This window comes from Ornithinimicrobium sp., from assembly GCF_035267225.1.
Classification (GTDB): Bacteria; Actinomycetota; Actinomycetes; order Actinomycetales; family Dermatophilaceae; genus Ornithinicoccus.
Window position 1 is genome coordinate 1 of record NZ_DATFMA010000112.1, and the last position, 19,881, is coordinate 19,881.

The following is a 19,881-nucleotide window of genomic DNA, read 5'->3' on the forward strand; positions in this document are numbered from 1 at the left end:
GGCAACGGCAGCAGCGGCGGCAGCAGCAGTGGCGGCAACGCCGGCAACGCCGGCAACGCCGGCAGCGGCGGCGGCAGCGGCGGCAGCAGCAGTGGCGGCAGCGGCGGCGGCAACGACAGCAACGGCGGCGCGCGCGCAGACCAGGAAGACTCGGAGGCCCGAGTGGACGACGACCCGGTCGATGACGGGTAGCTCCGCACCGCACGCCGCCGGGTACGCACCGTCGCGCCACGACCCGGTCGTCCGGGCTGCGACCCGGTTCATCGGCGGCCCCTGGGGGGACCACGCCGCCCCGGGCCGCCGCGGCCTCAGCGGAGTCGCGGCCACCGTGGTCGTCCTCGGTTCCCTGATGGTGGCCGTCGGAGTGCTCCAGAAGGGGTACTGCCTGGCCTACGGCTGGAGCGACCCGGACCAGTTCTGGCGCGCCTGCTACTCCGATGTCGCAGTGGTGACCGTGAGCTCCGCGCTGGCCGAAGGGTCGATGCCCTACAGCGGGCAGTCCCCCAGTGACCAACCCGTGCTCTCCGGACTGGTGCTGTGGGTGCTGACCGTGATCTCCCCGGCCTCCGGCGGGGATGTCCCCACCCAGCGCTGGACCTTCGGGCTCTGGGCCGTCCTGGCGACAGTCCTGCTCGCCCTGGCAACCCAGGCCCTGGTCTCGCTGCAGCAGGAGCGACCATGGCAGGCTGCCCATCTGGCCGTCAGCCCGGTCATCGCCCTGTTGGCCCTGATCTCGGTGGATCTGGTGGGCATCCTGCTGGTCATCTGGGCCCTGTGGGCCTGGCAGCGCGACCGACCGATGACCAGTGGAGCGCTGCTCGGCCTCGCCGTGCTCCTGCGCCCGTTCCCGTTGGTCTTCCTCCTGGCCGCGGTGTTCCTCGCTTGGCGGACCGGCCAGCGGCAGCACGCCGTCCGTGTGGTCGCTTCGACCGCGGTGACCGCGGCGGTGGCGTACGCGCCCTTCCTGGCGCTGTTCGGCGACGGGGCCACCCTCGCGCCGCGCCGCTTCCTGTCCAGCGGCCCAGGCTATGGCGGGAGCACGCTCGTGCCGAGTCTGTTCGGGGCGCCGGTCTCCACCACCGTGGCCACTGTCGTCGCCCTGACCGGGTGGGTCGTGGCGGCGGCGGTCGGGGTGGGGCTCTCCCGTCGCCTGGTCGGCAACCGTGACGTGCGCACCCTGATAGCGCTGGCTGCACCGATGATGCTGACCGTCATCCTCACGTCGAAGACGGTTTCGGTCCAGACCGGCTTGTGGATGCTGCCGTTCCTCGCCCTCTCAGCACTGCCGTGGCGCGACCACCTGCTCTGGGCAGCCGCCGAGGTGATCCATTTCGAGGCCACCTGGCTCTACATCGGCTTCGGCTCCGACCCTGGGCGCGGCCTGCCCGCAGACGCCTACGGCGCCTGCGTGGTGCTGCGCGCGGTGGCATGGACGTGGGTCCTGGCTCGAGTCTGGACCCGCGCCGGTGAGGCTCCGGGGGCTTACGGGGCCAGGAGCAGCTTGCCGGACGTCGTCCCGGACTCCAGATCGCGATGGGCGTCGGCCACCCGCTCCAGCGGATAGGTCGCCCCGATGCTCACCCGCAGATCGCCGCGCTCGACCGCACCGAGCACATCGCGGGCTCGCCAGAGCAGCTCGTCCCGGCCCTGGAGGTAGTGCGCCAGCGAGGGCCGGGTGAGGTACACCGACCCCGCGGTGTTCAGCGTCTGGGGATCGACGGGAGCCACCGGCCCGCTTGCCGCACCGAAGAGCACCATCGTCCCTCGGGGTCGCAACAACGCCAGACCCGCGTCGAAGGTCGCCTGCCCCACTCCGTCGTAGACCACGTCGACGCCCTCACCGTCCGTGAGCCGGGTGACCTCCGCCACCAGGTCGACCGCCGGGCTCCGCCCCTCGGCCGCGCGGTAGCGGACGACATCATGGGCACCGGCCGCGCGGGCGTGGTCGGCCTTGTCGGAGGTCGAGGTCGTGCCGATCACGCGCACACCTTTGGCCGACAGCATCTGGCACAGCAAGAGCCCCACACCGCCCGCGGCGGCGTGGACCAACGCGGTCTGCCCTTCCTGCGCCGCGTAGGTGGACTCCACGAGGTAGTGCGCCGTCATCCCCTGCAGCATCACGGCAGCGGCGGTGCGCAGGTCGACTCCGGCAGGCACAGGCACCGCGCGCGACGCCGGCACCACCGCATACTCGGTGGCCCCGCTTCCGGGGACCATGGCCCACGCCACCCGGTCTCCCGGTGCCGGCTCGTCCGTGCCCGGTCCCACCTCGACCACAGTGCCGGCCCCCTCGGAGCCCACGACGTAGGGCAGGGACATGGGGTAAGCGCCGCTGCGCTGGTAGGTGTCGATGAAGTTGACCCCCGCCGCGTCGACCTCGACCAGCACATGGCCCTCGTCCGGCACCGGGCGTTCGCGTTCGGTGACCTGCAGGACCTCTGGGCCGCCGTGTTCGGCGACGATCACGACGCGCATCCGCCTATTCTGCGGCACCCGAGGGCTGCGCTCGCTCTCGCCACCAGCGCCGCAGCTCGGTCACCGCCTCCTCGTGGCCGATGAGGCCGCGCTCCATGCGCACCTCCAGCAGGTGTTTGTAGGCCCGCCCGAGCAGCGGGCCGGGCTCGATGCCGAGCACCTCGGCGATCTGGTGCCCGTCCAGCTCGGGCCGCACGGCCTCCAGCTGCTCCTGCTCGCGCAGGCGGTCGATGCGGCGCTCCAGGTCGTCGTAGGAGGCGGACAACCGCGCTGCCTTGCGCCGGTTGCGGGTGGTGCAGTCCGAGCGGGTCAACCGGTGCAGCCGGCCGAGCAGGTCGCCGGCGTCGGTGACGTACCGCCGCACGGCTGAGTCCGTCCATTCACCGCTGCCGTAGCCGTGGAAGCGCAGATGCAGCTCCACCAGCCGTGAGACGTCCTTGACGGTCTCCTTGTCGTAGCGCAGGGCGCGCAGCCGGCTCCGAGCGAGCTTGGCTCCGACGACCTCGTGATGGTGGAAGCTGACTCCCCCGCCGGAGGTGAACCGGCGCGTGGCGGGCTTGCCGATGTCGTGCAGCAGCGCGGCCAGCCGCAACACGAGGTCCGGCCCCGGCACCTCATCGGCACCAGTGGCGGTCGGCGGGCTCTCCAAGGCGATGGCCTGCTCCAGCACCTGCAACGAGTGCTGGTACACGTCCTTGTGCCGGTGGTGCTCGTCGACCTCGAGCTGCAGGGCCGGCACCTCGGGCAGCACCACCTCGGCCAGCCCGGTGCTGACGAGCACCTCGACTCCTGCTCGCGGATCGGCGCCCAACAGCAGACGCGTGAGCTCGTCGCGTACGCGCTCGCTGGAGACGATGTCCAGCCGGGAGGCCATCCCAGTCATCGCCTCGGCGACCGCGAGGTCGACGTGCAGGCCAAGCGTCGCGGTGAAACGTGCCGCGCGCATCATGCGCAGTGGGTCGTCCGAGAAGGAGACCTCGGGCTCCTGCGGCGTACGCAGGCGGCCTTGGACCAGATCCTCCAGGCCACCGCAAGGGTCGACGAACACCCGGTCGGGCAACCGCAGGGCCATCGCGTTGACCGTGAAGTCGCGCCGCGTCAGGTCCGCCTCCAGGGTGTCCCCGAAGGCCACCACCGGCTTGCGCGACCCCGGTTCGTACGCATCGGCGCGGTACGTGGTCACCTCCACGACCAGGTCACCGCGGCACGCCCCGATGGTGCCGAAGGCGCGACCCACATCCCAGGTGTGGTCCGCCCAGCCGCGGAGAAGGGTCTCGATCGCGTCGGGCCGGGCGTTGGTCGCGAAGTCCAGATCGGGGGACTGCCGGCCGAGGAAGGCGTCTCGCACCGGCCCTCCGACCAGGGCCAGCTCATGCCCCTGCGCCGCGAAAGCGCTGCTCAGGCCGGCGATCGAGTCCAGCACCGGCGAGAGGGCACGGGAGGCGCGAGCCAGGCTCTCGGCTGCGGGGGAGGATGGGGACACGATCGCCTAGCCTACGCAGAGGGACGCACCGGTGTCCTCGTGATCTCACCTTGTCCACAGGCCCGGTCGATACAGTGAGCACGTGACGCTCACACCGCGACCGGCCCGCCCCCGCGGGCGGCACCTCGCGGTGCGAGAAACCTCCGCCGGAGGGGTTGTCGTCGACGTCATCGACGGTCGGGCCCGCATCCCGGTGATCGCGCGGCGCAACCGCCGGGCACGCATCGAGTGGTGCCTACCCAAGGGACACGTCGAGGCCGGCGAGACCCTGGTCCAGACCGCGGAGCGCGAAGTAGCCGAGGAGACCGGCATCGAAGGACGTGTACTGGTGACCTTGGGCACGATCGAGTACCGGTTCTCCACTCCGTCCCACCGCATCCACAAGATGGTGTACCACTATCTCCTCGAGGCCACCGGAGGTCGCCTCACGGTGGACAACGACCCCGACCACGAGGCGATCGACGCCGCCTGGGTGTCCTTGGACGAGGCCCACCAGCGGCTCACCTTTCCCAACGAGCGCCGTATCGCCCAGCTCGCCTGGCGGTGCCTGGCCGGACCCGCCTGAAGCCCCCCGAGACGACTCGACTTGTCCTCACCTGCGGCCAACCGTCCTGACTCCGTCAGCGTCGGTATGAATGACAGCGCGAGAGCGGGGAGAGCTGTCGGTGCGCGTGAGCGCGTACGCCTGGTGGGCAGGGCAGGCGTGGGGGCTTGCCGGGCGAGCCTGACACCGCTGATGGTGGCTCTGGTCGTGCTCGCCCTTCTCCTCCCGCTGGAGCCGGCGGCAGGCGCCCACCCTCACCCCGACACCAGCCGGGCCATGCCGGAAGCGCCCGCCCAGCCCGGTCCTCAGGTCGACATCGTGGTCGACGAGGTCGCACCGACGGTGATGCGGCCCAACCAGCCCTGGAGTGTCAGTGGCACTCTGCGCAACGTCGGCACGGTCAGCACCGAGATCCGCGCGATCGCGGCCAGCACAGCATGGGTGGCCCTGGACACCTCTGATGCCGTCAGCTCCTGGTCCACCGGTGAGCAGAGCACCAGAACTCCTCGGCAGGTGGGGCAGGACGAGGTGGAGGAGGTGCTCGCTCCGGGCGACGAGCTCGACTTCACGATCTCGGTCCCGGGCAAACGGCTGCGGCCCCCCTTCTCGTTCACGAGCCTGCCGCTGCGCCTCGAGGTCACGGGAGGCGACGGCTCCACCCTCGGGCAGGCTCGCTCGGTGTTGCCGTGGTGGTCGACACGCCCGGCTCAGGACCGACTCGGAGTCTCGTGGGTGGTGCCTCTCACCGTGCCGGCGGACGCCGCGCTGACCTCGGCTCCCGCTCCGCAGCGTGCCCAGGCGTGGCTGGACGCCGTGGGACCGGACTCCTCGGCTCGGGCCTGGCTGGATGGACTGGACCAGGGCGAGGCGACGTTCGTCGTGGATCCCGCCCTGTTGACGCCGCTCGGGCGTGTCTCGGCGGACGTCTCCACGCCCGCCGGGACACCCGTCCCCCTGCCGGAGCCGACCGAGCCCGCTCAGGAGTCCCCCAGCACGCAGAACGACCAGGGTGACGTCCCGAGCCAGTCCGGCCCGCAGGAGCGGAGTGGGTCGGCGGACGACACGTCCGCCAGCTCCTCCGCCACCCCGACCCAACCAGACCTGCCCGAGCTGGATCTGCCGGAGGAGGCCAGCCAGGTGCAGCAGGCCGAGGCCGACCTACAGGTGCGTCTCGGGGAGCTGAGCCGGTCCCAGCTGTGGTGGCTGCCCGTGTCCGATCCCGACGTGGCGGCGCTCCTGGATACGGGGGCAGACCCCGATCTGTCCCGACAGCTGCTGCGCCGCGACCTGGCTCCCTCGGTCCTCGAAGCCGAGCGTGTGCTCGAGCGTGGCCGCCAGGGGGTCTCCTGGCCGGCCTTCGACGTGGTGGACCAACGGCGTCTGCGCGACATGCGGGCGCTCTGGCCCGGCGGTGCTCCGCTGGCCACGGTCCTGCCGCGAAGCGCGTTCAACGAGACCACCGACCTCATCGGGCAGCCTGCTGGCGAGCTCGACTCCGCCGCGGCGATGCCGGTGCTGGGCTACGACGACCAGCTGGCGAAGATCCTCGAGGAGATGTCGAGCCCAGGGCAGGATGGTGCCGACGTGCAGCTGGTGCTGGCGCACCTGCTGGCGCGCCACCAGCGTCAGCCGAGCTCCCCGGGGGCGGTCGTGCTCTCCCCACCCCGCGCCGCCGACGTGCAGGCAGAGACCGTCGGGAGCCTGGTCCAAGCGCTCGAGGAGGCGCCGTGGGTGGAGCAGGTGTCGGCGGCTGACCTGCTTGCGGACGCGGAGCCGGTCCGCCTGACCGGTTCCACACCGGCCGAGGCTCCAGGGCGGAGCCCGCTGACCACCGCTCGGATCGCCGAGATCGAGGCCGTGCGGGGACAGTTGGCCGACCTCAGCGGCATCATGCCCGAGGGAGGGGCTGCCCAGCAGTGGGACTCCGTCCTGGACGGGTTGTACTCGACGCGCTGGCGAAGCCGCGACCAGGAGTGGGCGGTCCCGATGAGCGAGATGGAGTCCCAGGTCACGACGGTCACCGGCGGGATCCAGATCAACCCTACGGAGGTCAACTTCGTCGCCCAGGAGGGCCTGATCCAGATCACCTTGGTCAACGAGCTGCCGGTCGCGGTCCGGGACCTTCGGCTCGGGCTCGAGCCGGGCAACGCCCGGCTGCGCATCCTCGAGGCGCCCGAGGCGGTGACGATCGGACCTTCGAGCCGCGCCACCGTGCAGTTCCGTGCCGAGGCCGTGGCCGCCGGCGAGGTGCCGGTGCAAGCAACCCTGTCCACCCCCAGTGGGTTGACGATCGGCGACCCGGAGGAGCTGAACATCTCGGTGCGGCCGACCGGAATGTGGATCTACTGGCTGCTCGGAGGGCTGGCCGGCGTCATCCTCGTGCTCGGGCTGACCCGGGCGGTGCGTCGGCCCTCCACCTCTGGCGCCACGAGGCAGGAGCTGTCGTGAGCGCGCCCGGCGCCGACTCCCCCGCGCCGGACGGGCCGAGGTCACACTCTTCGGCCTCGCTGGCACGCTCCAGCGCGCTGATGGCCTCGGGCACGCTCGTGTCCCGGCTACTCGGGCTCGTCCGCCTCGCTCTGCTCGCCGGTGCGATCGGCGTCACGACCCAGATCGCGAACATCTGGCAGACCGCCAACACGCTGCCCAACACGCTGTACATCCTGTTGGCCGGTGGCGTGCTGAACGTCGTGTTCGTGCCCCAGCTGACGCGTGCCCTGGCCCGCGAGGACCGGGGGCGGGACCTGACCGACCGGTTGATCACCCTCGCCCTCACCGTCCTGTTCGTGCTGACGGCCTTGGCCACGGCGGGCGCGTGGCTGGTCACCAAGCTCTACGCGATCAGCTGGACCGGGGAGCAGCTCGCCCTGGCCGTGGCGCTGGCCTACCTGTGCCTGCCGCAGATCTTCTTCTACGGCGCCTACGCGCTGCTGGGCCAGATCCTCAACGCGCAGGAGAGGTTCGGCTACTACATGTGGGCCCCGGTGGCCAACAACATCGTGGCCATCGCCGGGCTGGTCGTCTTCTCCTTCCGCTATCCCGACGCCGCCACGTTGCCTCTGGGCCAGTGGAGCCCGGAGATGATCTGGCTGTTGGGCGGCACCGCCACTCTCGGGATCGTCGTGCAGGCAGCGGTGCTCTTCGAGCCGGTCCGTCGCAGCGGCTTTCGCTACCGGCCGAGATGGGGCTTCCGTGGAGTCGGTCTGGGCGCCGCGTCGCGGATGGCCATGTGGACCCTGGCCGTCATCGCCGTGTCACAGCTCGGTCTGTTGCTGGCCTCGAACGTGCTGAACCGGGCCGTGGTGCTGCAGCCGGGAGTGCCCGGCAAGTTCGTGTACGACAACGCCTTCCTGATCTTCATCCTCCCGCACTCGCTCATCGCGACCTCCCTGCTCACCGCGATGCTTCCCCAGCTCTCCCGCGCCGCGGCCGCGGACGACCGTGCGACCCTGTCGTACCAGTACCGGCACGGGCTGCGGTTGCTCGCCACCGCCATGGTGCCGATCGCCGTCGCGATGATCGTTCTCGCCCCCGAGGTCACCGCCCTGCTCCTCCTGCTCAGCGGGTCCGAGGCGACCGAGGCCACGGCGCAGGTCGTCATGATTCTCACGCTCGGCCTGGTGCCCTACGGCATGTACCTGCTCTCCCAGCGGATCTTCCACGCCTACCAGGAGGGCCGCCCCCCCTTCCAGCTCCAGCTGGTCATCACCGGCATCGCTATCGGCGCGATCACGGCCGCGGCCTTCCTGCCACCCCAGCTCACCGCCTTCGGTGTCGCCGGAGGCCAGGCCGCCGGCCAGCTGGCGGCGGCGGTGCTGGGCGTCATGTGGGTACGCCGGCGTGTGGGGTCGACGAGCATGGCCGACGTCCGCCGCACCTATCTGCGCGCCTTCGCCGCCGCCCTGATCTCGGCTCTGCCCACCCTGGCCGTGCAGTACGCCGTGGACACCCGGCTCGACGGCAAGGTGGCCGCGCTGGCGACCCTCGTGCTCGGGGGCCTGGTGTTCGTGGTGGTGTACGCCTTCGTCGCGCATCGCCTCGGGGTGCGTGAGCTGGCCGAGGTCGCCGCCCCGCTGCTGCGCCGGGTGCGCGGCCGGCGGGCGGCGCAGGACGGCGTCGCAAGTCCCGTGACTCCCACCGAGGCTCCGGGCTCCGAGCCCCCCGAGGATCCCCGCGACAGTGGTGTCGCAGCAGCACCTATCACGAGTGGGACCGGACTACTCTTGGACCCGGCTGGACCGGAAGCCTCAGGAAGCAAGGAGCCCCAGGTGCATGGCATCGACACTGGCAAGGTCCTCGGAGGCCGGTATGCCCTCGAGGAGCTCCTGGCGCGACGCGACGACACCCTCGACTACTGGTCGGCCCACGACCAGACCTTGGACCGTCTCGTGGCGGTCACCGTGCTGCCCGCCTCCGGTGTGCACGAGGAGACGGCGCACGCCGTGCTCGACAGCGCACGTCGCACGGCCGGGGTGGACGATCCCCGCCTGGTGCGCGTCCTGGACGTCGGCCTCGACGACGGAGTCTGCTGGATCGTCGAGGAGGGACTGAGCGAAGCCATCTCCCTGGCCTCGCTCGTCGCCGAGCACCCGCTCCCGGCCGAGGAGGCCCGCAGGATCGTGGGTGAGGCGGCCTCCGGGCTGGAGTCCGCCCGGCGACGAGGGCTGCACCACCTCTACCTGAACCCGCACGCCGTCCTGCGCACCCGCGAGGGCAGCGTCAAGATCTCCGGCGTGGGTGTGGCCTCGGCCATCGAGCAGACCGACGAGATCTCGGCCGTGGAGTCCTCGGCCATCGACACCTCGGACCTGATGTCCTTGCTGTACACGGGGCTGACGGGCCGCTGGCCCGGCGAGGAGATCGAGGCGCTGCGGCCTGCTCGGCGCCTCGCCGACGGCACGCTGCCCGCGCCGTCCGAGGTCGTCGGCGGGATTCCCGGGGATCTCGACGCGCTGTGCCGGTCGGTCTTCGGCGTGGAGTCGGACGGCACCCAAGCCCCCAGCACCCCCGGAGAGCTCGCCAAGGTGCTGGCACCCTGGCCCTCCGAGGTCGTCCAGGGCGAGCAGCATTCCCTCGATGCGCCGCTCGAGGACAGCGACGGGGGAGCGTATGCGGCCCTCTCCGCGGGATCCGGTGCCGCCGCCGCCGCTACCGCCGCCCATCCTCACGAGGGAGCAGACTCCGGCGCCGACGACACGGACGACACCGGCCGCGCCGAAGGCAGCTACTACCGCACGACACCGTCGGGCGCCGCGCCCGCTGGAGACTATTCCGGGCTTGCCGACGCACCGGAGGAGGACCGACGTACCGGCCGCCATGCCGAAGGCTCCCGAGCCTCGTCCACGCAGGCGGACGCGGACCGCGGTGCCGATGACGTCGGACTCCTCTCCGGAGGCGCCGGCGCGACGGCGGACCTGAGTGAGGAGGAAGGGCGTCCTCGGCAGCGCTACCAGAGCAGCGTGGTGCTAGCCCTCATTGCCGCCATCGTCGTCGTGGCGATGTTCCTGGCCTACGGTGCCATCCAGGGTCTGAACCCGATGGGCGGCGAGGCCGCCGATGGCGGGCAGGAGGCGACCAGCGAGGAGGAGCAGGGACAGTCCGGGGAAGAGGACGAGTCCTCGAACGAGGGCAACAACGACGCCGCCCGCACGACAGAGGAACCGACGGCAGAGTCAACAGACCCGATCGAGCCGGCGAGCATCACCTCTCACGACCCCGGCGGCGACGGCGACGAGAACAACGAGCTCACCGACCTCGCCATCGATGGCGACCCCTCCACCTCGTGGAACAGCCGGACCTACCTGGCCGACAACTGGGGCAACCTCAAGGACGGCGTCGGCCTCGCGCTCGACCTCGGGGAGAGCCAGAGCGTCAGTGAGGTCGACATCGACTTCCCCGAGGGCGACTACGCCGTGGAGGTGTACGTCGGCGACGAGGTGAGCCGCTCGGACAGCACGCGTATCGGCGTGGTCCAGGACGCCTCCGAGGAGGTGACGGTGACCGCCGACGATCCGGTGGAGGGGCAGTACGTCCTGGTCTGGTTCACCGACGCCTGGGACGGGCCCAACGGCGAGATCGTCTACGTCTCCGAGGTCGTGGTCCGCTGACGCCGGCCGGGTCCACCCGGGCTCGTCCACCGAGCGACTCCCGCTCCGGGAACCAGTGACGTTCACCGAGCGTCCTACCCATGATGGGGCTCCTCACGGGGCCGGGCCTCGCCAGCGAGACCGCCCGCATCACACTGACCAGGAGCCGCCGGTGACCAGCAGAGACGACGGCCCGCGACCGGAGGATCAGGACGACGATCCCACCGGAGTGCGGGAGCTGCTCTCCGGACTCCCGGACCCCGGCCCGATGCCCGATCATGTGGCAGCTCGCATCGCCGCGACCTTGGACGAACACGATCCCCAGCGCGATGGCCGTTCCTCCGGTACTGCCGCATCACCGAGGCGGACCGCCACCGGGCAGGCACGAGGCGGCTCGGACGTCAGCTTCGGCGTCGCACGGCAGCGGCTCCCGCGTGGTCCGTGGCTCGTGGCCGGGGCCGCCGCGGTGGTCACGGTCGGCGTCGTCGGTGTCGCAACCTACGATCGGATGGTCGGTCTGGGTGAGGAACCTGAGATTGCAGCGCAGTATGTTCCAGCGAGCAACACCAGAACAGGTGAAAGTTCGGAACGCGAGGACAAGGCCGAACAATCACCGAGCGCCAGTGCTTCTCAGGGCGCTGCCGTCGACGAGGGGGCGGACCATGCCAGCGGCGATGGCGTCGCGGCTGCGGCGCTGGCGCAGATCGACGAGCGCAGCTTCGCCGCGGGTGCCGGCGCCGTGCTCGAGGGGGCGGCCGCCGGGACCGAGCCGCGCTCGCTGCCCGCATCCTTCGAGCCCATCGAGGCGGGCGTGCGAGCACTACCCGCCGCGCAGACCGAGAACTGCGTCCGTGCCACCGGCGAGACCCCGAACGGCCCGGGCTGGGTCGCGGCGCCCGCCACAGTGGCACAGACGGACGTCGTGGTGGTCAGTGACGCATCGGCGCGCGCGCCCCGAGCGTGGGCGGTCAGCGCCGACTGTGTCGCCGACCCGTCGGCATCCGTCTTGCACGGGCCGACAGACCTGCCCTGACACTCCGACGCGCTCGTCCCCACCGGGAACATCGGCGTCCTAGGATCGGTTCACCACCCAGCATCATCCATCTTCACAGGAGCAGCACCCCTCTCATGACGGCGATCAGCGGAATCTCCCTCCAGCCAGACACCTCTGCGTCCCCCGCGTCCACCGGGGGCGACTCCGACGCCGTGCACGAGGTCATCATCGTGGGCTCCGGTCCGGCTGGGTACACCGCGGCGGTCTACGCCGCGCGTGCGAACCTCGAGCCGGTGCTCTTCGAGGGAGCCGTCACCGCCGGCGGGGCCCTGATGAACACGACCGAGGTCGAGAACTACCCCGGTTTCACCGACGGGATCATGGGTCCCGACCTGATGATGGAGATGCGGGCCCAGGCCGAGCGCTTCGGGGCCGTTCTGAAGCGCACCGACGTGACGGCGCTCGACCTCACGGGCGCCATCAAGGTGGTCACCGACGAAGAGGGCGGCCGGCACCGGGCCCGCTCGGTCATCCTGGCCATGGGTTCGGCCTACCGGGAGCTGGGACTGCCCGACGAGAAGCGCCTGTCCGGCCACGGGGTCTCCTGGTGTGCCACCTGCGACGGGGCTTTCTTCCGCGACCAGGACATCGTGGTCGTCGGCGGCGGCGACTCCGCGATGGAGGAGGCCACGTTCCTGAGCCGCTTCGCCCGGTCGGTCACGGTCGTACACCGGCGCGGCGAGCTGCGGGCGAGCCACATCATGGCCGAGCGCGCCCTGGCCGACCCCAAGATCAGCTTTGCCTGGCACAGCGAGGTCGTCGAGATCCACGGCGACGCGAAGGTCGACGCCGTCACTCTCGCCGATGTCCGTACCGGGGAGCGTCGGCGGCTCAGTGTGACCGGCCTCTTCATCGCGGTGGGTCACGACCCGCGCAACGAGCTCATCACCGACCAGGTTCATCTGGACGCGGAGGGGTACGTGTTGGTGCAGGGCCGCGGCACCGCGACCAACATCCCCGGGGTCTTCGCCGCCGGCGACCTCGTGGACCACACCTACCGCCAGGCCGTCACGGCCGCCGGGTCCGGATGCGCCGCAGCGCTGGATGCTGAGCGCTACCTGGCGGCCATCACGCCGGCCGCTGGTCAACCGGCCGCCCTGGCCACCCCCGTGGCAGACACCGCGGTGCCGGTCAGCTGACGATTCCCTTGTCCCACAACGACCTTCACCACTGAGGAGAAACTGCGATGGCCACGAAACAGACCGACGACAGCGCTTTCGGCGCGGACGTGCTCCAGCAGAAGGGCCCAGTGCTGGTGGACTTCTGGGCCCCGTGGTGCGGACCGTGCAAGATGGTCGCACCGGTTCTCGAGGAGCTCTCCGAGGAGTACTCGGACCAGCTGACGGTCGTGAAGCTGAACACCGACGAGAACCCCCAGGTCACCGGTCGCTACGGGATCACCGGGATCCCCACCATGAACGTGTACGTGGACGGTGAGGTCGTCAAGACGATGGTGGGCGCCCTGTCCAAGCCCAAGCTCATGCGTGAGCTGGAGCCCTTTCTCTCCTGACATCTGCTGTCGCGCACGACAACCCACCGGTTATCCACAGAATTGTGGACACGTGGGGTGTGCCGGAAGCGGGCCGGTCGACCCTTAACCCGTCAGCTCTCTCGGTGCCGACTCGGTGCGCATCAGCGCGAGGATGCGCTCTAGGTCCTCCTTGGAGGCGAACTCGACGCTCATCTTGCCCCTGCGCCGACCCATGGAGATGGTGACGCGGGTCTCGAGCTGGTCCGACAGCCACGTCGACCACTCGGCCAAGTCAGGGTCCCCCTGGGAGCGTGACCGCCGGCGACTCGGACCGGACCCGTCGGCGTTGCCTTCTCCCAACAGCACGATCTCCTCGACGGAGCGCACGGAGAGACCCTCAGCGACGATCCGGGCGGCGAGGACCTCCATTGCCGGGGCGTTGCTGAGCGTCAGCAGAGCACGAGCGTGCCCCGCCGACAGCACACCGGAGGCGACCCGTCGCTGAACCGCGGGAGGCAGCCGCAGCAGGCGCACGGTGTTGGAGATCTGAGGACGCGACCGTCCCAGACGTGCCGCCAGCTCGTCGTGCGTACACCCGAAGTCCTCCAGCAGCTGCGCGTAGGCAGCGGCCTCCTCCAATGGGTTGAGCTGGCTGCGGTGCAGGTTCTCCAGCAAGGCATCCCGCAGGAGGTCACCGTCTGCGGTCTCGCGCACCAACGCGGGGACCGTCTCCATTCCCGCCTGCCGGCTGGCTCGCCAGCGCCGCTCGCCCATGATCAGCTCGAAAGGTGCCGCCCCGCCCTCCGGTGAGGGACGGACCACGACCGGCTGCAGCACCCCGACCAGCGAGATGCTGTGGGCGAGCTCGGCCAGATCGTCGTCGTTGAAGTCACTTCGTGGTTGCCGCGGGTTGGGTGTGATGTCCTCGACGGGTACCTCGGTGAACCTCACCCCCGGCACCGCCACCAACGCGCTGTCGTCCGCGGGCGCCGGATCCGGTTCCGAGGGGATGAAGAAGACGTCCCGCGGCGGTGAGGAGTCCGGCGCCTCGGAGGGAATCAAGGCTCCGAGACCACGCCCCAGCCCTCGTCGGCGGTCATTCATGAGCTCTCCTCGGGCGTAGGGCGGTCGACGCCGGTCTACGGCCTCGAGTGTCGTCTCAGTTCTACCGCAACCTCGCGGTAGGACAGGGCTCCCACGCTGTGCGGGTCGTAGGTCATCACGCTCTCTCCGTGGCTGGGTGCCTCACTGATGCGAACCGAGCGGGGCACCGCGGTGGCCAGGACCAGGTCACCGAAGTGCGCCCGCACCTCCTCGGCGACCTGGGACGACAGGCGGGTGCGGGCGTCGTACATGGTCATCACGATGGTCGACACCCGCAGACCGGGGTTGAGGTGTGCGCGCATCAGCTCGACGTTGCGGACGAGCTGGGTCAGGCCCTCCAGCGCGTAGTACTCACACTGGATGGGAATCAAGACCTCACCGGAAGCGGTCATCGCGTTGATCGTGAGCAGGCCGAGGCTGGGCGGGCAGTCGATGAGCACGAAGTCGTACGCGGACGGCTCGAACTCGGTGGGGTCGGAGGTGTCGGCGTAGCCCAGATGGCGCCGCAGGGCCGTCCGGAGTCGGAACTCACGGTCGGGCAGTCCCACGAGCTCGATCTCGCATCCAGCGACATCCATGGTGGAGGGGGCACACCACACCCCGGGGGCGCTGGGCGAGGGACGCACGACCTCGTCCAAGGTGGCGTTCTGTACCAGGACCTCGTAGACCCCGGGGGCACCCATGTCGTGGGGGACCCCCAGAGCGGTGCTGGCGTTACCCTGCGGGTCGAGGTCGATGAGCAGGACGCGACACCCGGCCTGGGCCAGCGCTGCCGCCACGTTCACCGCAGTGGTGGTTTTACCCACGCCACCCTTCTGGTTGGCCACGCTCAGCACACGGGTGGCGCGAGGCTCGTGGTCGGAGGGCCCGGCCCCGGCCGGCGACTCGTCCTCGGTCGCGGCGGTTTCACGTGAAACAGGCGCCCCGTGCACGGGTCGTGAGGTTTCACGTGAAACAGGCTCCGGCGGGCTCGAAGGAGGCGCTTCCCGGGGACCGTTCTCATCGACACGCTCCGGGTCGGCTGTTTCACGTGAAACATCACCGGCAGGCGTGGAGTCATCGGGGCCGACCGGCCAGCCGAGCGCAGTCTCAGCGAGCACCTCGCGCTCGCCCGGACTCGCGCGCGGAAGGTCGACCCAGCCCAGGTCGGTCTGCTGCATCACGTCTTCTCGCCACGTCCGGATCCGGACCGCATGACCCGCGGTCTTGACCCTTTGACCAGCTCGATGACCCGGACCGGCGTGGCGAGGATGTCGGCACCCACCTCGTGCACCGTGCTGGACGAGGTTCCGATCCGCTCCAAGATGGCGGAGGCCTCGTGCATCTCCGTCTCCGCGCTGTCTCCCTTCAAGGCGAGCAATCGTCCCCCTTCGGGCAGGAGGGGCCACGCCAAGGTGGCCAGCTTGTCCAGGCGCGCCACGGCCCGCGCTGTCACCACAGGAGCCTGGATCAAAGCGCTCATCTCTTCGGCCCGTGCCCGTTGCACGCTGACCTGGGTCAAGCCCAGCTCGCTCAGCGCGTCCTCGAGCCAACGGGTCCGGCGCGCCATCGGCTCGACCAGGGTGACCTTCAGGTCGGGACGGGCGATCGCCAGGGCCAGACCCGGCAGGCCGGCTCCGCTGCCGATGTCGATCAGTCGCGACCGGTGCGGGAGCAGCGACTCGACCGCCGCGCAGTTCACGATGTGCCGCTCCCACACCTTGGACGCTTCCCGTGGGCCGAGTAGGCCGTGCTCGATGCCGGTGGTCACGAGCAGCTCCGCGTATCGCACCGCCAGGGGCAGGTGCTCGCCGAAGATCTCTCCGGCCGCGCGAGGCGGCTTCGGTGAGGACGCGGACGCCATACGGCTAGGTCGACGTAGGGAAGACCACCACGTGGCGCCGGGGGTCCTCCCCTTCAGACTCCGAGCGCAGCCCTGCGCGGAGCACCTCGTCGTGGACGACCTTCCGCTCGAAAGCCGTCATCGGCGGCAACGCCTGCGGCTCGCCGGTCTTGCTCACCTCGTCGATCGCCCCCACCGCAGTCTGAGCCAGAGTGCGGCGACGGTCGGCCCGGTAGCCGGCCACATCCAGGATCAAGCGGCTGCGCTCGCCGGTCTGTGCTTGCACCGCCAGTCGAGCCAGCTCCTGCAGCGCCTCCAGCACCGAAGCCTCGCTGCCCACCAGGCGCTGGGGTACCGAGCCGTCCTCGGAGTCCACGATCGACACCGCGGCACGGTCACCCTCGACGTCCACCTCGAGGTCGCCGTCCAGATCGGCGATGTCCAGCAATGACTCGAGGAAGTCTGCAGCGACCTCGCCCTCCCGCTCGAGCTGGGACGATCGGGAACCTGAGCCGGCCGGGGCAGCCTCGCGGGGCTCCCGGGCCAGGTCCTGCGCGTCGGGATCGGTCGAGCTCGGTTCGGCTGTGGTGGTCATGGTTGCTCCTGGTTGCACTCTGACGGTGGTCTCTTCGCTCATGGGGCGTCCGACGCGTCGCGGGCGGCGGGTGTGACCGGCGACGCAGGTCCCGCTAGCGTCCCTTGGGTCGGTTGCTCCGGCTCTTGTTCTTGGCCCGTTTCTTTCCTTGCGGCTGAGTGCGCTGACCGGACTGCCGCACTGGAGCCGACGGCTCGGTGGCGGCCTGCTCCGCCCCGGCCAGCTGGAACTTCTTGATCGGCTTGCCCTTGGCCGCGCGGCGCTCCTCCAGCGCCTTCTCCGCCAAAGACCCGGGCGCGGGCATGGCACGGATGACGTAGAACTGCTGCCCCATCGTCCAGAGGTTGGTGGTCGTCCAGTAGATGAGCACACCGAGAGGGAAGTTCACCCCGAAGACCGCGAACATGATCGGCAGCAGGTAGATCAAGATCTGCTGCTGGCGGGCCATCGGGGAGTCGAGGGCAGCCGCAGGCATGTTCTTGCGCATCAGCTGATGCGAGGTGATGAACTGCGTCAGCGACATCAACACGATCAGCACCAGCGACAGGATCTTCGCCGGCGTGTCGCTGTCGTGCAGGAAGGACGAGGAGAGCTGCGCCCCCAGGATGGTCGAGTTCTCCATCTTGGCCGCCAGCTCCTGGGAGAAGAAGCCGATGGCCTGCTTGGATCCGTCGGCCACTCCTTCCAGATCGTTCAGCATGCGGAACAGCGCCAGGAAGAACGGCATCTGGAGCAGGATCGGCAGGCACGAGGAGAACGGGTTCGTGCCGTGTTTCTTGTACAGACCGAAAGATTCTTCGGTCATCGCCTTTCTAGATGCTTCGTCCTTCTTCCCCTTGTACTTCTTCTGAATTTTCATCAGCTCGGGCTGCAAGAGCTGCATCCGTCTCTGGGAGCGGATCTGCCGTACGAACAAGGGCATGAGCAGGATGCGCAGCACGACGACCAGACCCATGATCGACAGCACCCAGGTCAGACCGCTGGTGTCGGACATGCCGAAGGAGGTCAGCAGGCTCTCGAACCCGACCATGATCGTGGAGACGAACCATGTGAAGGGGAACAGGATGGTGTCGAAGAAACCCATGCGTCCTCAGTCTCGGGGCGAGCACGTCTCGCCGGTGGTCGGGGGCACCGCATCACGGCGCGGGGGAACGTGGTCGACGCCGCCATGGCTCCACGGGTGACAGCGCAACAGGCGCCGGCCGGCGAGCCACAGGCCACGTAGCGGTCCGTGCTCGTGGAGCGCAGTGACCGCGTAGGCCGAGCACGACGGGTAGTACTTGCAGGTCGGGCCCAGCAAGGGAGAGATCAGCAGCTGGTAGGCCTGGACCAACCAGACCAGAGGACGGGCCAGCAGCGCACTCATGAGCACACCCGCGGCAGGCACCGGTCGAGGTCGGCGGACAGGGCTGCGGACCCGGCGTTCGCGGCCTCAGGAGTCGCTCGGACGACCAGGTCGGTTCCGGACGGGAGGCGGTCGATCCGCGCGGACATCAAGGCGCGAAGCTGCCGCGTGACGCGGTGCCGTGTCACTGCGTGGCCGACGGCGGAGGAGACGACGAACCCCACCCGCGCCGGGCGGTCGCCGTGAGCCTCATCCATGGGCCCACGATGCACCACGATCCTGGGTGTCCCGGCCCGCCGCCCGTTGCGCGGGCTGGAGCCCCGCATCACCCGCCGGAAGTCGGCCGGCCGGCGCAGTCGGTGGTGTGCCGGCAACACGGGTGACAGACGCCGGAGGCACGGTCAGAGATCTCAGGCCGTCAGCTTCTCGCGGCCCTTGCGGCGGCGAGAAGCGACGATGCTGCGTCCGGCGCGCGTGCGCATCCGCAGGCGGAAACCGTGCACCTTGGCCCGACGCCGGCGGTTGGGCTGAAAGGTACGCTTGCTCATCATCTCTCCATCACTGCGATGACACGGAAACACCGCGCCGGCACCGAGGCGGAGCCGGTCAGTAGGTCGGTACGACGCCTTCGTCAGACGAAGTCGGAAGCCCAGGAGCATAGCCGTGCCTGGACATGCGAAAACGCCCGTCATGGCGACCTCCTCACGGTACGGGCTGCAGACGGGAGCGGTCAAACGAGACCCTGCCGATCCCTTGGGCCCGAACGGAGGGCTCTGATAGCGTCACGATCTTCCCGTTGTTTTGTCCATCGCTTTGTACACAGCTTGTGGATAACCTTGTGTACAGTCGGTCGACAAGCTGTCGATGCGGTGAGACACCGAGGCAGATGACGCGAACGTCGGAGTCCGACCAGGGAGGCGAGGGCAGCAAGTCTGATGGCGGCTGAGTCGATCGACTTCGATGACGTGTGGTCACGGGCTGTCGAGCACGTCGACACCTCAGGCATCGCCCCTCGCGAGCGAGCTTTCCTGCGGCTGACCCGCCTGGTCGGCCTGCTGGACTCGACCGCGTTGCTGGTGGTGCCCTACGAGCACACCAAGGACACCCTCGAGACCACGCTGCGACTGCCCATCGTGCAGGCCCTGAACACTCTGCTCGACCAGGAAGTACGGCTGGCCATCACCGTCGACAGCGACCTACGCCGTCAGGTCGAGCGCGAGGGGACGAACCATCAGGGCCCAGACCACCAGGAAGCCGGCGACTACCGCTCCCCGGTGAACCGGCGGGCCATGGGGTCCTACACCCCTGAGGAGAGCACGGAAGCCGGCGAGTCCACCGGTCAGGCCGAGTCGGCCACGGCGGGGGTCGGTGCGGCCACCACGACCGACGGGGACTCCCGGCTCAACCCGAAGTACACCTTCGACACCTTCGTGTCCGGATCCTCGAACCGCTTCGCCCACGCCGCCTCGCTCGCCGTGGCCGAAGCGCCGGCGCGTGCCTACAACCCCCTCTTCATCTATGGCGAGTCCGGGCTGGGCAAGACCCACTTGCTCCATGCCATCGGCCACTACACGCGCAACCTCTACGCCCAGACTCGGGTGCGCTACGTGAACTCCGAGGAGTTCACCAACGACTTCATCAACAGCATCCGCGACGACAAGGCCGGAGCGTTCCAACGGCGATACCGCAACGTCGACGTGCTGCTGATCGACGACATCCAGTTCCTGCAAGGCAAGGAACAGACGGTCGAGGAGTTCTTCCACACCTTCAACACGCTGCACAACAGCGAGAAGCAGGTGGTGATCACCTCCGACCAGCCCCCCAAGAAGCTCTCTGGCTTCGCCGAGCGCCTGCGTAGCCGGTTCGAGTGGGGCCTGCTCACGGATGTCCAGCCTCCCGACC

General features: G+C 69.8%; 18 protein-coding genes and 1 pseudogene. 9 read left to right on the forward strand and 10 right to left on the reverse strand.

Annotation, left to right across the window (positions count from 1 at the left end; all coding sequences use genetic code 11):
* Window positions 1-192, forward strand: a 192-nt coding sequence (locus tag VJ976_RS11255) for a hypothetical protein (RefSeq protein WP_324100315.1), incomplete at its 5' end; no start/stop codon positions are given.
* On the forward strand, window positions 182-1,564 hold the full coding sequence (locus tag VJ976_RS11260; protein WP_324100316.1) for a glycosyltransferase 87 family protein: 1,383 nt from the start codon (window positions 182-184) through the stop codon (window positions 1,562-1,564). The genes VJ976_RS11255 and VJ976_RS11260, both read left to right, overlap by 11 nt.
* On the opposite strand, the gene VJ976_RS11265 is transcribed toward VJ976_RS11260, so the two are convergent.
* On the reverse strand, window positions 1,483-2,475 hold the full coding sequence (locus tag VJ976_RS11265) for a quinone oxidoreductase (protein WP_324100317.1): 993 nt from the start codon (window positions 2,473-2,475) through the stop codon (window positions 1,483-1,485). The genes VJ976_RS11260 and VJ976_RS11265 overlap by 82 nt on opposite strands.
* A gap of 4 nt (window positions 2,476-2,479) precedes the next feature.
* Window positions 2,480-3,958 (reverse strand): CCA tRNA nucleotidyltransferase, encoded by a 1,479-nt coding sequence (locus VJ976_RS11270; RefSeq protein ID WP_324100318.1) that lies wholly within the window; start codon window positions 3,956-3,958, stop codon window positions 2,480-2,482.
* Between the two features lie 82 nt (window positions 3,959-4,040).
* Between VJ976_RS11270 and VJ976_RS11275 the strand changes: the two genes are divergently transcribed.
* The 6 genes from VJ976_RS11275 (at window position 4,041) to trxA (ending at window position 13,152) form a co-directional block, all read left to right on the forward strand.
* Window positions 4,041-4,523, forward strand: coding sequence for an NUDIX hydrolase (locus VJ976_RS11275; protein WP_324100319.1), 483 nt, complete (start codon window positions 4,041-4,043; stop codon window positions 4,521-4,523).
* A 66-nt stretch (window positions 4,524-4,589) separates the two neighbouring features.
* Window positions 4,590-6,950 (forward strand): DUF6049 family protein, encoded by a 2,361-nt coding sequence (locus tag VJ976_RS11280; RefSeq protein ID WP_324100320.1) that lies wholly within the window; start codon window positions 4,590-4,592, stop codon window positions 6,948-6,950.
* Window positions 6,947-10,609 carry a murein biosynthesis integral membrane protein MurJ gene (gene murJ / locus VJ976_RS11285; RefSeq protein ID WP_324100321.1) on the forward strand — a complete coding sequence of 1,221 codons (3,663 nt, stop codon included), beginning with the start codon at window positions 6,947-6,949 and terminating at the stop codon, window positions 10,607-10,609. Before VJ976_RS11280 ends, murJ begins: the two co-directional genes overlap by 4 nt.
* 151 nt (window positions 10,610-10,760) lie before the next feature.
* The gene (locus tag VJ976_RS11290; RefSeq protein ID WP_324100322.1) at window positions 10,761-11,621 is read left to right on the forward strand and encodes a hypothetical protein; all 861 of its coding nucleotides are present in this window, start codon (window positions 10,761-10,763) and stop codon (window positions 11,619-11,621) included.
* Window positions 11,622-11,716: 95 nt separating this feature from the next.
* Window positions 11,717-12,781 (forward strand): thioredoxin-disulfide reductase, encoded by a 1,065-nt coding sequence (gene trxB / locus VJ976_RS11295; RefSeq protein ID WP_324100323.1) that lies wholly within the window; start codon window positions 11,717-11,719, stop codon window positions 12,779-12,781.
* A 47-nt stretch (window positions 12,782-12,828) separates the two neighbouring features.
* The gene (gene trxA / locus VJ976_RS11300; RefSeq protein ID WP_324100324.1) at window positions 12,829-13,152 is read left to right on the forward strand and encodes a thioredoxin; all 324 of its coding nucleotides are present in this window, start codon (window positions 12,829-12,831) and stop codon (window positions 13,150-13,152) included.
* 84 nt (window positions 13,153-13,236) lie between these two features.
* Here the strand turns inward: trxA and VJ976_RS11305 are convergent, their stop codons facing one another.
* The 8 genes from VJ976_RS11305 to rpmH form a co-directional block, all read right to left on the reverse strand.
* Window positions 13,237-14,217: a ParB/RepB/Spo0J family partition protein gene (locus VJ976_RS11305; protein ID WP_324100325.1), complete on the reverse strand. Its 981-nt coding sequence runs from the start codon at window positions 14,215-14,217 to the stop codon at window positions 13,237-13,239.
* A gap of 35 nt (window positions 14,218-14,252) precedes the next feature.
* A complete protein-coding gene (locus VJ976_RS11310) occupies window positions 14,253-15,149 on the reverse strand; it encodes an AAA family ATPase (RefSeq protein WP_324100326.1) in 897 nt (298 codons plus the stop codon).
* A gap of 227 nt (window positions 15,150-15,376) precedes the next feature.
* Window positions 15,377-16,060: a 16S rRNA (guanine(527)-N(7))-methyltransferase RsmG gene (rsmG, locus tag VJ976_RS11315; protein WP_324100327.1), complete on the reverse strand. Its 684-nt coding sequence runs from the start codon at window positions 16,058-16,060 to the stop codon at window positions 15,377-15,379.
* A gap of 4 nt (window positions 16,061-16,064) precedes the next feature.
* Window positions 16,065-16,634, reverse strand: a complete 570-nt coding sequence (locus VJ976_RS11320; RefSeq protein WP_324100328.1) for a protein jag — start codon at window positions 16,632-16,634, stop codon at window positions 16,065-16,067.
* 94 nt (window positions 16,635-16,728) lie between these two features.
* Complete coding sequence (gene yidC / locus VJ976_RS11325) at window positions 16,729-17,718, reverse strand: membrane protein insertase YidC (protein WP_324100329.1); 990 nt, start codon at window positions 17,716-17,718, stop codon at window positions 16,729-16,731.
* 6 nt (window positions 17,719-17,724) lie between these two features.
* Window positions 17,725-18,000, reverse strand: a complete 276-nt coding sequence (gene yidD / locus VJ976_RS11330) for a membrane protein insertion efficiency factor YidD (RefSeq protein ID WP_324100330.1) — start codon at window positions 17,998-18,000, stop codon at window positions 17,725-17,727.
* Window positions 17,997-18,305, reverse strand: a complete 309-nt coding sequence (gene rnpA, locus VJ976_RS11335; protein ID WP_414693631.1) for a ribonuclease P protein component — start codon at window positions 18,303-18,305, stop codon at window positions 17,997-17,999. The genes yidD and rnpA overlap by 4 nt, the downstream gene beginning before the upstream one ends.
* 84 nt (window positions 18,306-18,389) lie before the next feature.
* Window positions 18,390-18,527 (reverse strand): 50S ribosomal protein L34, encoded by a 138-nt coding sequence (rpmH, locus tag VJ976_RS11340; RefSeq protein ID WP_324100332.1) that lies wholly within the window; start codon window positions 18,525-18,527, stop codon window positions 18,390-18,392.
* Between the two features lie 852 nt (window positions 18,528-19,379).
* Here rpmH and VJ976_RS12700 point away from each other — a divergent pair.
* A pseudogene (locus VJ976_RS12700) lies at window positions 19,380-19,881 on the forward strand (chromosomal replication initiator protein DnaA); the annotation flags it as partial.